Raw genomic sequence first — 15,272 nt, 5'->3', positions numbered from 1 at the left:
CCTCGAAGGAGCCCTCCAGTTGTCGCGCGATCCCTGGAAGGCCTCCTTCGAGGCCGCTGCGCGGCACCTCAGAATGAGGTGAAGCACTGGACGAACGACTCGAACAGGCTCCGAGCGAAGCGCCGGGCCCCTATGCGCCCTGCGGCGAGATCGAGAGCGTCAGCCAGAGATTCCACCCCGCCGGACGGTTCTCCCCGGCGAACTCGCGGTAGAATTTCAGGTTCATGTACCCCTGGGCGCCGCCGACCGGGAACAGGTAGCCGGCCTGGGGACCGAGGGCGGCGACCCGGCCCTTGAACGGACCGAGGGTGGCGCCTCGCCCGTAATCGCCGGTCAGCTGCTGGTAGACGTAGCCGACCAGACCGAGCTGATACTGCGTCCCGATGAATTTCGACGCGGAGAAGTCGATATGGGCATCGATGCCGTTCTGGTACTTCGTCGTCGGGTTCTGGAAGTTATACGTCATTCCGGCGACGGCCGAGAGCTCGTAGCCCAGGTCCTTGTCGTAATAGGTGTAGCCGAACCCCCCATCCTGGCCCCAGTGCCCGATGCCGAAATTGGCCAGGCGCGACGCGTCGTAGGTGCCTGACGGGGCGTTGGTGAGGGTATAGACGAGGTAGTTGTGATTGCCGGCGCTCCAGCGCAGCGACGCGGCCGGCGTCAAGTCCATGATTCCCAGCCGGGTATCGTTCCTGACGTCGGCGATCCCGACATCCATCCTGCCCACCGCGCCGAACAGGCTCAGCGCCAGCTGCCCGTCGAGCACAGGGGTGGCGAAGGAATAGGTCACGCCCGCATAGGCGAGATCCGCCTTCTCGGTCACGGCCTGCACCTTCGCCGTCGCATGGTAATAGGTCAGGCTCGTCGACCACCCCGCCACGCCCGGCACCGCCGCCATGCTGGCGAAGGAGCCCGCCAGATACAGGTTCGCCCCGCCCTCGTCGGCCCGTGCCGGACCCGACAGGGACGTCGCCAGGGCGATGCCCAGCAATCCCGCCATGGCCCGCGAGGTGATGGCCCGCGAGGTGATGGCCCGCGAGGTGATGAACCCGGTGGCGGAATCTGTCACGGCGATTACTTTCCGGTCGTCACCAAGCGAAGGTCTTCCGGCCGGGTGCCACGGCCGCATTCCCGTTTCATCACGACGTGACGGGAGACGCGGCGGACGGTTCGATCTCGAGGACCGCGCGATCGAACGTCAGCAGGTAGAGGAAATAGACGCCGCCCGTCAGGAGCAGGCCCACCACGATCAGGACGGGAACCCATGCGGCGGCGGGGGTGACCAAGACGAACAGGGCGCCGATGAGCCAGACGAGGGCGACGACGGCGACCGGGATCTCGAAGGCGCCCAGATCGAAGGCGCCGACCTTTCGGTCGAGCTTCTTCCTCACGGCCAGGTACAGGATGACCGTGACCCCATAGCTGAGGATCGGCAGGATCGTCGATGCCGTGATCAGCTGCAGCAGGGCTTCGCCCGGCAGTGCGAGCATCAGCAGGACACCCCCGACGAAGACCAGGATGGTTGCCGGAATCGGCGTCTGCGTGCGCGGATGGACCCGGCTCATCAGGCGCGAGGCCGGGAAGCGACCGTCCCGCGACATCGCGTAGACGAGCCGCGCTGCCGTGGCCATCACCACCATCCCGCAGGCGAAGAACGCGAAGGTCACCGCGGCCATCATGACCGCCTTCATCGTGGGACCGAACTGGTCGTTCAGGATCTCGGCGACGGGAGAGTCGCTCAGCGTGATCCGCTCCACATCCGGGATGGCGACCGTGAGGGCGATGAGGAAGAGCAGGCCCAGCACGCCCGCGGCGATCACCGATCCGACGATGGCGCGCGGCACGCTGCGAAACGGGTCCTTGGCCTCCTCTGCGACGTTGGCCGCCGCGTCGAAGCCGACCAGGGTGGAGAGCCCCATGAGCATGGCGAGCATCAGGCCGCCGCCGACCTTGAAGTAATCGGCATCCGCGACGGCCGTCCCGCGCGAGGTCAGGTTGGAGAAGGAGCCCGTCACGTTCACCGCGATGGCGATCGGCAGGAGGATCACGAGCAGGATGACGATGACCACCTCGACGCCGACGGCGGTCCCGTTGATCAGGCCGACGACGCGGGTCGAGACGATGGTCAGCACGGCCTGGACCAGCAGGATCGCCAGGGTGATCCACCGGGCCGTCTGCTCGTTCGGCTCCATGCCGAGCAGGGGCATGAGCGCCTGGCTCGCGAGGGCATTGTCCACCGCCACCACGCCGATGCCGAGGTAGCAGAAGCTCAACAGACCGAACCACCAGCCGATCGCCGGATTGGCCAGCCGCGAGGCCCATTGGTAGGACGAGCCCGTGAGCGGAATGCGGGCCGCGAACTGGGCGATGACGAGGGCGACGAAGGTTTGCCCGACGGCGACGATGGCCCAGAGCCAAATTCCGACGGGTCCCGCAGTGCGGAGGACGTCGTCGAAGGTACCGAATATACCAACGGCCACCGAAATGAAGGCGAAGGAGACGGCAAAGACTTGAAACGAACCCAGGGTTCGCTTCAATTCCTGTCGGTAGCCCCCGATTTCGGCTGACGAATCCTGACTTCGCGCGTCACCTGGAAGTCCCGTCATGCCACACCTTCATCCTCGATGTGCGTCGACGTCGATCGGCTCCGCTTGATCAGATTTAAGTCAGTCACCGTTCGTTTGCAACTATAAGTGTTCTCGCAGTCAACGGAATGCGTTGTATTTTTAACACGAGAATGAGTTATCTTTTATATCGATCGGTGCATGATTTCTTCGCGAAACAATGCGGCCCCTGTTCCGTATCGCTCCGACGTGGAATCGACCCGAGGCTCCACTCGTCCCGAACGGCCGGAAGATCCGGGTCTTCGGGGTGTGCCGGATGCTCGACAATCCCGCCGCCACGTTGCCGGAACGTCTTTCTGCTCGGTGCCTTCGATGGGCTTGCGAACGGGGAGATCGCAGTGCGGCTCGGCATCAGCCGCAACATGGTCGAGAAGCACCTCATGAAGGCGCTGCTTCATCCACGCCGTCGCTGTGCGGACTTCTTCTTGGTGTCTAGTTTCGGGATTTGATGAATTAGAGGGCGATTTCCTCGCTGTGCTCGCTGAGCTCATACCCGTTCAGCTGGCGCTCTTGTAGCAGCGCGGCTAACCGGTCGGAAATGAACCAGCGTTGGGTGTAGCGCTGATCTACCCAGCATGCTCGGTTGCCGATGACGGCCGCATCCAGCGCGCATTGCCATGGGCCGACGCACCGTTCGTACCCCCAGTTTTCGACCTGACCGCGCCCGCTTGCCCTCAGATTGCTTCGCTCTTCGATGATCGCCTCGATACGCCCGACGACGTTGAAGATGAAGAATTCACCGGCAACGGCGGCGCCGTTTTTGTCTTCCACGGTGACTGGGAAGAATTGGTGCCGGCCAGGATCGAGTTCTTCGACCGCGTCTTTGAGCCGGGAACTGACCAGGGTTCCGGTGCCCTGCAAATTGAGCCAGTCGTACATCCTCCTACCTCTGGTAAGGCGAAGCCGGCGAGGTATCTTCTCTGACGGAAACCAAGTCCCGCTGACCCAAGATGCTCGAATGATCGTACCGGGATAGGCGCGCGTCTGATCGAAAAATGCAATCAGCGCCTCTCGATCACCTTCGACATACTCGATTTCGGTTTTGCCGAGCTTGTATTCTAGATCGCCGCGGATGATGTAGGCCATTTTTCTGCCTTTATTGGTGATTTTGGCTGATTGATGACTTTACTATACTTGGTGTCACACCGTCTCTGCCTTGCCCTCAAGGTCGCTGGCGGGCCGCACCCGCATCTTCTCCAACACCACCGGATCGACGCGTTACCCGACGATCGGATGGACGCGGATCGGCGTGTCCTTCACCACCTGCTTGAAGTTTGCCAACAGCGCGGTGGCCATCTTCTGCGACGGCGCAATCACGTCGATCAACCAGTGAGGGTCGCCACTGGTCCAGGCGTCACCCTTGAGCGGGATCGGGAACACCCGCGCCTGGCCCAGATCGCGGTGCCGGCCGTCGCCTCGATCTGGCCCTCGCCGTCTATGCGCGCGATGGCGATGCGGTCACGGGTCGGCGGCGCGACGACGAGGTGCAGGACATCTGCGAGCGACTGGTTGCGGCAGCGCGGCAGGTTCAGCATCGCGAGCACCACCTCGCCGGCCTCGTCTTAGGGTCTCGGGTCTGACCCTGAACGGTGCGGTCATCTACACGGGGCGGCAATTCGTCGATACGGCGAACGCCCAGGCCTTGCCGGATTGGGCGCGTCTCGATCTCGGACTTCGCTATTCGACCCTGCTGGACGGACGCCGGACGACGTTCCGCGCCAATGTGCTGAACGTGACGGGGACGGATTACTGGACCGGCGTGGCGTCGTTCGGCACGTTCTTCCAGGGGGCGCCGCGCACCTATCTGTTGTCGATGTCGATCGACCTCTGATCGGCGGCTTTGCGCGCCGCGTGAGTTCCCGGTCGGGACAGGAACGCAGGCCCGTTCCGATGCTCTGACGGCTTGCCGTCGGGCTCGTCCCCTGGCAGGCGTCGTCCATGCCGGAAACCTCGCCCGCCCGTCGCCCCCTCTCCGCCCTGCGTAGCGCCCTCCAAAGCGAGGCCAGCGGTGGAATGATCCTGATGGCGAGCGCCGTGCTCGCCCTGATCGTCGCCAATTCGCCCCTCGCACCGGGCTATTTCGCGCTGCTGGAGGCTTATGTCGGCGGCCTCAGCGTGCTGCACTGGGTCAATGACGGCCTGATGGCGCTGTTCTTCCTGCTCGTCGGCCTGGAGATCAAGCGCGAGGTGCTCGACGGGCGCCTGCGTACCTGGCCGGACCGTGTCCTGCCGGGAGTGGCGGCGTTGGGGGGCATGGTCGCCCCGGCGCTGATCTACGTCCTCGTCAACCGCTCCTCGCCCGAGACCCTGCGGGGCTGGGCGATCCCCACCGCCACCGATATCGCCTTCGCGCTCGGAATCCTCGCCCTGCTCGGGTCGCGCGTTCCCGTCTCGCTGAAGGTGTTCCTCACCGCACTCGCCATCATCGACGACCTCGGCGCGGTGCTGATCATCGCCGCCTTCTACACCGCCGACCTGTCGCTGCCGATGCTGGCGGGGGCGGGCGTCACCGTCGCGATCCTGGTCGGGCTCAACCGCGCGGGCGTGAGCCGTCTCTCGCCCTACCTCCTCCTCGGCGCGGTGCTGTGGTTCCTCGTGCTGAAATCGGGCATCCACGCCACCATCGCGGGGGTGCTCCTGGCGCTCACCATTCCCCTGCGCCCGAGCCCCGCAAGACCCGACGATCCGGCCTCGCCGCTCCACAAGCTGGAACATGCGCTCCATCCCTGGTCGGCCTATCTCGTCCTTCCCGTCTTCGGATTCGCCAATGCCGGCGTCTCGTTCAGCGGCATGTCGCCGGGGATGCTGTCCGATCCGGTGACGCTGGGCGTGGCGCTCGGCCTGTTCGCCGGCAAGCAGATCGGTGTGTTCGGCGCCGTCGTCGCCGCCGTGAAGCTCGGCCTCGCCCAGCGCCCGGCCCATGCCGGCTGGTGGCAGATCTACGGCCTGTCGCTCCTCTGCGGCGTCGGCTTCACCATGAGCCTGTTCATCGGCCTCCTCGCCTTCGCGGACAGCCCCGATCTCGGCACAGAGACCAAGATCGGCGTGCTCCTCGGGTCCGTGACGTGCATGATCGCCGGGGCCCTCGTCCTCCTCGTCGCGCCCGCTTCGGACCGTCGGACCGGCCCCGCGGCGTGAGGACGCGCCCTCGGTCTCATCCGCCTTTGACAACACAATCTTAAAAAGGATTGCTTAGACTGGTCAGTCGGAGAGCAGGATGACTCGAAAGGCAGGCTCGGCGTTCGGCAAGGCGGCATTGATGGTTTCGGTCGCGGCTGCGGTCGGCGCGGGCCTGTTCTCCAGCCGTGGCATGACCGACGACGCCACCGCCTGGCGCAGCGCCTTCGCGCGACCGTCCGCCTTGGCCGTGCCCGACGGCATTCCCGATACGGAGGCGATGGTCGAGCTAGGCCGGACGCTGTTCTTCGATCCGGTCCTGTCGCGATCCCGCTCCATCGCCTGCGCCACCTGCCACGAGCCGTCGCGTCATTGGGGTGACGGGCGGATGCGCGGCATCGGCGAGCCCGGGATCGAGCTGAAGCTGCGCACGCCCACCCTGCTTAACGTTGGCTGGATCGCGCCGCTCGGCTGGGACGGCAAGTTCCCGGACCTTGAATCCGTCGCCTTCACGCCGATCACCGGCCCCAACCTCATGAATTTGTCGGAGGAAGAGCTCATCGCCCGCCTGCGCGCCGATCCCGATTACGTCGCCGCCTTCGCCGCGACCTTCGAGGATCGCGAGATCACGCGCGGCGGGATCGAGCGGGCGCTGGCCGCGTTCCAGCGCACCATCGTCTCGGGAAGCGCGCCGTTCGACCGCTGGCGCGATGGCGATGCCTTGGCGATCGGAGCCTCCGCGAAGGCGGGGTTCGCGCTGTTCAACGGCAAGGCCGGATGCCACGAATGCCATGGCGGCTGGGCGTTCACCGACGGGTCGTTCCACGATATCGGCGTCGGCCGGGACGACGATATCGGGCGGGGACGCCTGTTCCCCACGTCGAAGGGCCTGCAATACGCCTTCAAGACCCCGACCCTGCGCGACGTCGCGCAGCGCGGCCCCTACATGCATGACGGTTCGGTGGCGACCCTGCGCGACGTGATCGATCTCTACGATCGCGGCGGCATCGAACGCCCGAGCCGGTCGCCCAAGATCAGGCCGCTCCATCTCTCCGAGGCCGAGAAAGCCGATCTCCTGGCCTTCCTTGACACGCTGACGAGCGCTGAGCCCAAGCAGAAGGCCGCATCGAAGTGAGTCACCGGCGCGGGCTCCGCAGTCTCTAAGCGCGCCGCTGAAGTCGCCGATGACTGCGCCGACAGGTGGCCGCGCGGTCCCGCTCCGGTTCTACCGGAACAACGTCAAGCCGACACCGGCGAGCGACAGGCCGACGATCATCAGCGATCCGCCCCAGGTCTCGTAGGTCGCGGCCCGCGCCGCCACCCGTGTCGAAGCATAAGCGAAGCTGCCGCCTGCGATCAGGGTCGACAGACTGAGTGTTGTAATCACGCGAGAGCCTTTCTGCTCGATGCGAAGCGAGGGCTTGGGCGCCGCCCCTCCATGACTATCAGAGTTTGCCGAATGATCCCGTCGATGATCCCATCCATGGTCTCGACGAACGGCGACGCTGTTGCTCGGGGGGACGCGCTCATGCCTCGTCCTCCACAACGCATACGCCGACCGCTCGCCATCCGCGAGTGGCCAAGGACGACAGGCGCCGGAATCACGGCGGGGGCGCCGAATCGCTGGGCGTGTTAACGATGCTTAAAAATCATTAACGAAATCCTTCCAGGATCATTCAAAACTACGTAGAACGATATCGCTACCGCCGGCCGTCGGCGTTTCAGCTTTCGCCGAGGCTTCATCATATGAGTCTGCGTTGTCGGTTGCCCGGCCCCAGTGCGCTGTCCGCCGCCCTGTTTGTGCTCGTCGCGGGCTCCACTGGTGCCAGTGCTCACGTCAAATGGTTCTGTGCTTTCGACGTCGCTGGTTCGCCGGTCGGCCTTGCCGAAGTGCTGTGCGATAGCTTCGAGCAACTCGTCATCGTCTCGTTCCTGGCCCTGTTCGTCGGTGCGTTGCTCGAGCGGACGATCCTCGGCGAGGCGATGATGCGCTCCCTCGACCGGGTCACGGCCTGGGCGCGGGAGAACACCGAACTGATGTTCCGGGCGGTCTGCGGCGGCTTCTTCGTCTCGCTCTGGACGCTCGGCGGCGTCATCCTGACGCCCGAACTCACGACTACGAGCACCGCCCTGCCCTGGTTCCAGCTGGCCATCGCGGCGGGGTTCCTGTGGCGGCGGACGATGCCGTTCTCGGCCATCGGCATCGTCGTCCTGTTCGGGATCGCGGTGGCGAATTACGGCGTGTTCCACCTCGCGGATTATCCCGTCTTCCTCGGTGTCGCCGCCTATCTCGCCCTGACGGGCCTCCGGCGGGAGCTGTTCGGGATCCGGCCCCTCGACATCGTCCGCTACTCGGCCGCAGTGACGCTGATGTGGGCCTCGGTGGAGAAATGGGCCTATCCGCAATGGTCTTACCCGCTCTTCATCGAGCGCCCGGAACTGACGATGGGGTTCGATGGCGCCTTCTTCATGAAGGCCGCCGGCGCGGTGGAGTTCGCCCTCGCCTTCGCGTTGATCTGCACGCCGCTGGTGCGCCGCGTGTCGGCGATCATCCTCGCGGCGACCTTCGTCTCGGCGATCTTCGAGTTCGGCAAGGTCGACGCGATCGGCCATTCCCCGATCATCGTGGCGATGGTCGCCATCGCCGCCGACGATGCCCGGGTTCCCCTGCGGGTCCGCCAGCTGGCGACCCTCCCCTTCGGATACGGGGCCGCCCTCGCCAGCTTCATCGGGCTCTATTACGGTGCCCATTCCGTGCTGTCGGCGGCCGGGGCGCTGTAGCCCGGTCCGGCATCCGGGACGCGTCGCGGTCAGTTGCCGTCGACGCGGACCGCCAGCTTCATCTTGGGGTGGATGCCGCACAGGACGGCGAAGGTCCCGCTCACGGGAAAGACGATCTCGGCCTTGCCGCCCGGCTCCTGATCGCCGGAATCGTAATGGAACGTCGGCGAGTCGACGTAGGCGTGATGCAGGAGCTCGCCGTCGTCGTTGACGATCTGAACGGTCTCTCCCTTCTTGATCACCAGCGCGCTCGGCTGGAACGCCCGGCCCTTCTGCGAGATGCGGTAGACCTGTCCCGCCGCCGCCGCCGCATGGAGGGCGAAGGCGGCCACACCGCTTGCGACGAGGGCGAACGCGAGACCGAGTGAAGTGATGCGTCTCATGCCGCTTGCCGATACAAATTCGCCCTTTTGCATCCTTGCCGGTGCAAGTAAACAGGCTGTTAATTGGCCAAAATTTCCAAAGATTTCAAGCCCGACTTAACTATTGCAGGCGAAGAATTTACGATGGGCCGGATGAGACGAACTGGATGACATCCATCTACGGTTGGAAATCTGCCAAGGCTGGCGAGAGGAACTGGCCGAGGCCCATCACCGCGGTCGCCTCTTTCGCGGGCACCATCCGCGGCCGGATTCTGGTCGCCTTTCTCATCATGAGCGCCATCACGGGCATCCTCGGATTGTCGGCGGCGTCAGGGATTCGCCGGGCCGACGAACTCGTGAGCCGGACTTTCGACCAGTCGCTCATGTCGATCAACTATGCGCGGGCCGCCGCCGCCGATTTCGCCAACATGCGCTCCCTGGAGGCCCGGCGGCGAATGAGCGCCGACCCCGATGCGAAGGCGCAGCTCGAAGGCAGGCTCGACAGCCTTCGCCATGTCTTCGCGGAGGATCTCGCCGTGGCGGTCGAGCGCGCCCAGTCGACCCGTGCGACCCAGGCGGCCCAAGCCGTGGAGCGGGCGGTGAAGGATTGGGACGCCGCCCGTTCCGTCCTCGCCGGCCGCGACACCCGGGATCCCGATTGGGACGCGGTCGACCGGCATGCCGGCGCCGTCGAGGAGCATCTCGACCTCTTCATCAACCACACCGCCGGCGACGGTTTCATCTACCGGCAGCAGGCCAGGGCCATCGTCGCCCGCGAGACTCAGATCAACCTCTTCGGCACCCTGCTCGCCCTGGTCATGTCGGCCGTCGTCGCCTTCCTGCTGGCGCGGCGCATCATGCGGCCGGTGGCGGATGCGTCCATGGTCGCGTCGCGGATCGCCGCCGGCGACCTCAGCGTGACGATCCCGTCCGGCAGCGCCGACGAGCTCGGCGCCCTCCTCGCCTCCATGGGCGTCATGCGCGACAACATCCGCCGGGCGATGGAGCAGGAGGTCGCCCAGCGCATCTCGGCGGAGGCCCATCTCGCCGACGCCCTCGAGACCTCCCTCGAAGGCATCGTCGTGGTCGACGAATCCGGGCGGATCGCGCTCATCAACGGGCAGGCGGAGGATTTCCTCGGGTTCGGTCATCAGCCGCTCCCGCGGGACACGTCGATGGCCCACGTCGCCTTCGAGGGCAACGCGCTCGCCCGCACCCTCCTCTCCGAGGACGACGATTGGACGATGCCGCGCGAGACGCAGCTCTTCGACGGGCGCTGGCTCCGGATCAGCCGCAGCCGCACGCGTACCGGCGGCTTCATCGCGGTCTGTAGCGACATCACCCTGCTCAAGGTCCAGGAGGCGCATCTCCAATCCACCAACCTTCGCCTCGACACCGCCCTCGACAACATGTCCCAGGGCCTGTGCCTGTTCGACGCGGAGGGGCACCTCACCGTGGTCAACCGGCGCTATTGCGAGCTGTTCGACCTTGCGCCGGAAGACCTCCCCCTCGGCACGCCCTACGAGGACGTGGCCTCGCTCTACCTGGCCTCGGCGGAGGAGGGCACAGTCTTCGAGATCGAGGGCCGGCAGATCTCGGCCGCTGGTTCGGGCTTCCGCCAGATGCGCAACGGACGGGTCCTCGCCGTCACGCACAAGCCCGTGGCCGGGGGTGGCATGGTCTCCACCTACGAGGACGTCACCGAGCGGCGCCAGGCCGATGCCCGGATCGCCTACATGGCGCGCCACGACGTCCTCACCGGTCTGCCCAACCGGGCCATGTTCGGCGAGCGGATCGAGGAGGCCCTGGCCCATCTCGGGCGCGGCGGCATGTTCGCCGTGCTCTGCCTCGATCTCGACCGGTTCAAGGAGGTCAACGACACCCTCGGTCACCCGGTGGGAGACGAACTCCTGAAAGCGGTGGGCAACCGCCTGACCGCCTGCCTGCGCGAGGTCGACACCGTGGCCCGGCTCGGCGGCGACGAATTCGCCATCATCCTGGCGGGCGTGACCTATCCGGAAGAGGCCACCATCCTGGCGCGGCGGATCGTGGACGTGATCAGCAACCCCTATGAGCTCGACGGCCAGCAGGTCGCGGTCGGCGTCAGCATCGGCATCTGCCTCGCCCCCGGCGACGGCACCAGCTGCGACAAGCTCCTCAAGAACGCCGACGTCGCCCTCTACCGCGCCAAGGCCGACGGGCGCGGCACCTGGCGCTTCTTCGAGGTGGAGATGGACATCCGGCTCCAGGCCCGCCGCGCCCTCGAACTCGACCTGCGCGAGGCCGTGGCCCAGGGCGCGTTCGAGATGGTCTACCAGCCGATCTACGATTTCCGAGGCCGGCGCGTCGGCGGGTTCGAGGCGCTGATGCGGTGGCGCCATCCCGAGCGCGGGCTCGTCTCGCCCGCCGAGTTCATCACGGTCGCGGAGGAGATCGGCCTGATCGTGCCGCTCGGCGACTGGGCCCTGCGCACGGCCTGCAGCGAGGCCATGCGCTGGCCCGACGGCATCCGGGTCGCGGTCAACGTCTCGGTGGCCCAGTTCCGGGACGGCATCGTCATCCAGTCCGTCAAGGACGCGCTGAGCGTGAGCCGCCTCCCCCCCGCTCGCCTGGAGCTCGAGATCACGGAATCGGTCCTGCTCAGGGACAACGCCGCCACCCTCGCCACCCTGCACGCCCTGCGACGCCTCGGCGTCCGGATCGCCATGGACGATTTCGGCACGGGCTACTCGTCCCTGAGCTACCTGCGCAGCTTCCCCTTCGACAAGATCAAGATCGACCAGTCCTTCGTCCGCGACATCACCGCGGCCGACGAATCCGCCTTCATCGTCCGCGCCGTCATCGGCCTCGGCCTCAGCCTGCACATGCGCACCACCGGCGAGGGGATCGAGAACGAGATCCAGTTCGAGCGCCTGCGCCAGGAAGGCTGCGACGAGGGCCAGGGCTACTATATCGGCCGCCCCGAGGGCGCCGGGAGTATCCCCGAGGTGCTGGACCGCTGGTCGGGACGGCGCGGAGTCACGAAGCACGCCGTGGCGTGAAGGGTCGGTCGGCGGCTCCCGGCAGCCATCGGGCACGCTCTTCTCCCCTGTCCCGGCCGGGCTACGGCATTCACACATGTCGCGGGCTGCGCTGACGAGCCCTCCTCCCCCTTGCGGGGAGGAGCCGGAGGTGGGGGTGGTTGGGCGACCCTCAGCTTACGGAGGCACGCGGCACCACCCCCACTCCTGACCTCTCCCCACAAGGGGGAGAGGGATGCGCTCTGCCTGAAACGGCTGCTGTGTAAATCCGGGAGGCGTGGCGAGTGAGGGGATTCTCAACCGTGCCCGCTGGGACGGGCTCGCTTGGGACTTGGTGTGGTGCCCGTTCCGCGCAAGCAAAAGGGGCGGATTCCAAAGAACCCACCCCCCTTGTCTATCTCCGAAACCCTATTGCGGCGCGGGGGTCGGAGCCGGGTCGGCCAGCGCCGGGTCCGCGGGTACGGGGTCCGCCGCGCTCGCCGTCTCGGTGGATTTGGCCAGTTCCGGATAGGCCTCGATCATCGATGCCCCGTTGAGGGGCTTGCTCTGGCCGTTGTGGCAGGTGGTGCAATTCACCTTGGGCACGTCGCCGAGCACGCCGAGGCGGGCGGTGGGGAAGGTCGAGGTCAGCGGTTCGAGGAAGTTGCCGTTGATGTCCCGCACCATGCGGATGCCGTGCCAGGCGGTGGTGCGCTGGGGCGTGCTCTGCGACCAGTTCGAGATCGCCCTTGTGTTGTGGCAGAAGGTGCAATTGACCCCGAGACCTTCCGACATGTGGATCATCAGGCCGTAGGTCTTCTCCGCATCCTGGATCGGCTTGCCCTTGGTGGTGGGAAGCGCCGTGGTGGCGTTGACCCGGATGGCGTTGTTGTCGATGTTTTTATCGGCGAGGTACTCGGTCAGGGTGTCGTAGGGCAGCGAGGCGAGGCCCACCGAGGCCTTGGCCAGGTTCTGCCCGTTGTTGCGGGCGGTGAAGCCGCCGGGCCGGTTCGGGCCGGGATCGGTGAACCAGACATGGGCCGGCACCGGCTGGCCGCGGTGGCAGGTGAAGCAGGTGACGCCCGTGCCCCCCACATGGTTGTCCTTCCAACTCTCGTTGATGTGCTGGGTCATCTGCAGCATCCGGCGGGCGACTTTCTTCTGGTAGAGGCTGTCGTCGGCCATGTTCTCGGTGTTGTGGCAGTAGGTGCAGCCCTGTTCGGGGCTGACCCATTCGGTCATCGAGACCATCAGGCGGTTGAACTCGTTGACGCTGACGTTCTTGAGGACCTGGACGTTCTCGTAGGTGGCGCCGGCGAGTTCCTCGCCGGGCTCGGCCGGGTCGGCCGGCGCCGGGGCGACGTTGGCGGCCTTCGTCTCGGCCACCCCGTCGCGGGTATGGATCTGGTCCATCCCCGTGCCGCGAAAGCCGTTCTGGGTGGTCTGGAGCGGCGGCCGGTCCCAGCCGGACGTGCCGAACATCGCGATGGTCAGGAAGAAGGCGATCGAGCCGCCGAGGACAGTGACGAACGTCTTCATGGGACCGCCCCCGGCATGTTCAAGGGATCGACGACCGGCGCGTAGACCTGCGGATAGGACGGGGCGACGCCGTGCTTGACCGCCCAGAGGTACCAATTGTCGACCACCGTGCCGGTGAGCAGGATGCCGATGCCGCCGGTGAGGGTGGTCAGAACCGCGAACCACCAGGCCCAGCGGTGGATCGATTCCATCGTGGCGTTGAAGCCCATGGTCCAGCGCCAGAACAGGGCGGCGCGCTCGGTGGCGGTGCCGCGATCGACGATCTGGTCGATCTCACGCTCGCCGCCGAAGCGGCTCACCGCCAGGATGGTGGCGCCATGCATCGCGAAGAGCAGCGTCGACCCGTAGAGGAAGACGATCGAGAGCATGTGGAACGGATTGTAGAAGAGGTTGCCGTAGCGGAGCGAGAAGGCGGCGGTCCAGTCGAGATGCGGGAAGATGCCGAAGGGCACCGCCTCGCTCCACGACCCCATCAGGACCGGCCGGATGAAGCCGAGGACCAGGAACAGCCAGATGGCGGAGGCGAAGGCCCAGGGCACGTGGGTGCCGAGGCCGAGCGCCCGGGCGCGGCGATAGAGCCGGACCCACCACAGCAGGATCGATGCGGTGAGGAAGAAGCCGGCGATCAGCCACCATCCGCCCTCCTGCAGCGGCGGCAGGATCTTGAGCCCGTATTGCGGTCGCGGCGGCTCCAGGGCGAGCCAGGGCAATTGGCGCACGAACTGGACCGGGTCCCAGTTCACCGAGGCCCACATGTTGAGGCCGACGATCTCGAAGGCGATGAGGAAGCACACGCCCGAGAGGGCGCCGAGATAGCCGATGTAGATCGGGCCGACCTGGGCGTTGCCGAACAGGCCGAACAGGTAGCTGTGGAACGGCGTGCCCCAGCGCCGGTCGACATCGACGGGAACGCCGAGTTCCGGAATGGTGGAGCGGACTTGGACCTCGGTGAAGATGTTCTGGTAATAGGCCATGGTCGTGCCCCCCTCTAGCGCCAGACCGGGAGATTGAGCCACCAGCCCCACCATTCCGGCCAGCCACGGGTCCAGAACGGTCCGCTGATGATGATGCAGACGGCGCTCCAGAAGCCCGCCGACAGGGCGAGGAACAGGCCGAGCCTGTGGATGCCGAGCGTGCCGATCGAGTAGCCGATCGTGTCGCGGAAGAAGGTGTCCTCGTGCTCGGGCGTCTTCACCACCTGGCCCTTGCCGGGATTGGTGGCCGAGAGGATCAGCGCGCCGTGCAGGGACAGGGCGAAGGTCGTCGTGAAGAAGAACGACACCGCCAGCATGTGCGCCGGATTGTAGTGGAAGTGCAGATACTGGTAGCCGGTGTTCGAGACCCAATCGAGATGGCTGAGGATGCCGTAGGGGAAGCCGTGGCCCCAGGCACCCATCAGGAACGGCCGGATCACCACCAGCGAGACATAGGCGAAGATCGCCACCGAGAAGGCGAAGGGCACGTGGTAGCCGATGCCGAGCTTGCGGCAGATCTCGACCTCGCGCAGGGCCCAGGAGACGAACGACCCGATGGCGCAGAAGGTGATGATCTGCCAGAGGCCGCCCTCCTTGAGGGGGGCGAGCGCCAGCCCGTATTTGAGGTCGGGCGGCGCGATGTTGATCTGCCAGATGTTCCAGGTCGGTCCGAGCGCGGCGCCGTAGATGATCAGCGCGGTGCCCAGCACCGAGAAGAACAGCGTCGTGACGCCGAAGAACCCGACATAGAACGGCCCGACCCAGAAATCGAACAGGTCTCCGCCGAGTAGCGTGCCGCCGCGGACGCGGTATTTTCGTTCGAAACTCAGCATCGCCATCGCGAATACCTCCCGGCTTCACAGGTCAAGATTCTTG

The 15,272-nt window shown here is 66.1% G+C and carries 13 protein-coding genes and 2 pseudogenes; 6 read left to right on the top strand and 9 right to left on the bottom strand.

Annotated features, from left to right (window positions below; translation table 11 throughout):
- Positions 1-130: 130 nt before the first annotated feature.
- The gene (locus ASF26_RS06085) at positions 131-1,069 is read right to left on the bottom strand and encodes a transporter (RefSeq protein ID WP_056250884.1); all 939 of its coding nucleotides are present in this window, start codon (positions 1,067-1,069) and stop codon (positions 131-133) included.
- 70 nt (positions 1,070-1,139) lie between these two features.
- A complete protein-coding gene (locus ASF26_RS06080; RefSeq protein WP_056250881.1) occupies positions 1,140-2,606 on the bottom strand; it encodes an amino acid permease in 1,467 nt (488 codons plus the stop codon).
- A gap of 290 nt (positions 2,607-2,896) precedes the next feature.
- Here ASF26_RS06080 and ASF26_RS23625 point away from each other — a divergent pair.
- Positions 2,897-3,073: pseudogene (locus tag ASF26_RS23625) on the top strand (sigma factor-like helix-turn-helix DNA-binding protein); the annotation flags it as partial.
- A gap of 4 nt (positions 3,074-3,077) precedes the next feature.
- Here the strand turns inward: ASF26_RS23625 and ASF26_RS06075 are convergent.
- Together ASF26_RS06075 and ASF26_RS22930 are read right to left on the bottom strand one after the other, a co-directional pair.
- Positions 3,078-3,710 (bottom strand): DUF1629 domain-containing protein, encoded by a 633-nt coding sequence (locus ASF26_RS06075; protein WP_056250878.1) that lies wholly within the window; start codon positions 3,708-3,710, stop codon positions 3,078-3,080.
- Between the two features lie 236 nt (positions 3,711-3,946).
- Complete coding sequence (locus ASF26_RS22930; protein ID WP_210168141.1) at positions 3,947-4,159, bottom strand: hypothetical protein; 213 nt, start codon at positions 4,157-4,159, stop codon at positions 3,947-3,949.
- 38 nt (positions 4,160-4,197) lie between these two features.
- On the opposite strand from ASF26_RS22930, the pseudogene ASF26_RS06065 reads away from it, so the two are divergent.
- The 3 genes and pseudogenes from ASF26_RS06065 to ASF26_RS06055 form a co-directional block, all read left to right on the top strand.
- Positions 4,198-4,455: pseudogene (locus ASF26_RS06065) on the top strand (TonB-dependent siderophore receptor); the annotation flags it as partial.
- 107 nt (positions 4,456-4,562) lie between these two features.
- Positions 4,563-5,762 carry a Na+/H+ antiporter NhaA gene (gene nhaA, locus ASF26_RS06060; protein ID WP_056250866.1) on the top strand — a complete coding sequence of 400 codons (1,200 nt, stop codon included), beginning with the start codon at positions 4,563-4,565 and terminating at the stop codon, positions 5,760-5,762.
- 79 nt (positions 5,763-5,841) lie between these two features.
- Positions 5,842-6,876 (top strand): cytochrome c peroxidase, encoded by a 1,035-nt coding sequence (locus ASF26_RS06055; RefSeq protein WP_082477532.1) that lies wholly within the window; start codon positions 5,842-5,844, stop codon positions 6,874-6,876.
- Between the two features lie 90 nt (positions 6,877-6,966).
- Here the strand turns inward: ASF26_RS06055 and ASF26_RS23065 are convergent, their stop codons facing one another.
- Entirely contained in the window at positions 6,967-7,128 is a 162-nt protein-coding gene (locus ASF26_RS23065) for a hypothetical protein (RefSeq protein ID WP_200919063.1), read from the bottom strand.
- Between the two features lie 359 nt (positions 7,129-7,487).
- Here ASF26_RS23065 and ASF26_RS06050 point away from each other — a divergent pair, with 359 nt between their 5' ends.
- Entirely contained in the window at positions 7,488-8,522 is a 1,035-nt protein-coding gene (locus ASF26_RS06050; RefSeq protein ID WP_244475848.1) for a hypothetical protein, read from the top strand.
- A gap of 29 nt (positions 8,523-8,551) precedes the next feature.
- Here the strand turns inward: ASF26_RS06050 and ASF26_RS06045 are convergent, their stop codons facing one another.
- On the bottom strand, positions 8,552-8,905 hold the full coding sequence (locus tag ASF26_RS06045) for a hypothetical protein (RefSeq protein WP_056250863.1): 354 nt from the start codon (positions 8,903-8,905) through the stop codon (positions 8,552-8,554).
- Between the two features lie 146 nt (positions 8,906-9,051).
- On the opposite strand from ASF26_RS06045, the gene ASF26_RS06040 reads away from it, so the two are divergent.
- On the top strand, positions 9,052-11,925 hold the full coding sequence (locus ASF26_RS06040) for an EAL domain-containing protein (protein ID WP_056250860.1): 2,874 nt from the start codon (positions 9,052-9,054) through the stop codon (positions 11,923-11,925).
- Positions 11,926-12,312: 387 nt separating this feature from the next.
- Here ASF26_RS06040 and pufC read toward each other — a convergent pair whose 3' ends face one another.
- The 3 genes from pufC to pufL are packed head-to-tail and all read right to left on the bottom strand — an operon-like array spanning position 12,313 to position 15,235.
- Positions 12,313-13,422, bottom strand: a complete 1,110-nt coding sequence (gene pufC, locus ASF26_RS06035; RefSeq protein WP_056250858.1) for a photosynthetic reaction center cytochrome PufC — start codon at positions 13,420-13,422, stop codon at positions 12,313-12,315.
- On the bottom strand, positions 13,419-14,396 hold the full coding sequence (gene pufM / locus ASF26_RS06030) for a photosynthetic reaction center subunit M (protein ID WP_056250856.1): 978 nt from the start codon (positions 14,394-14,396) through the stop codon (positions 13,419-13,421). The genes pufC and pufM overlap by 4 nt, the downstream gene beginning before the upstream one ends.
- Positions 14,397-14,410: 14 nt before the next feature.
- Positions 14,411-15,235, bottom strand: a complete 825-nt coding sequence (pufL, locus tag ASF26_RS06025) for a photosynthetic reaction center subunit L (protein ID WP_056250853.1) — start codon at positions 15,233-15,235, stop codon at positions 14,411-14,413.
- Positions 15,236-15,272 lie beyond the last annotated feature (37 nt).

This window comes from Methylobacterium sp. Leaf93 (assembly GCF_001422345.1).
GTDB lineage: Bacteria > Pseudomonadota > Alphaproteobacteria > Rhizobiales > Beijerinckiaceae > Methylobacterium > Methylobacterium bullatum.
This window is presented reverse-complemented; position numbering and strand designations above follow the sequence as displayed.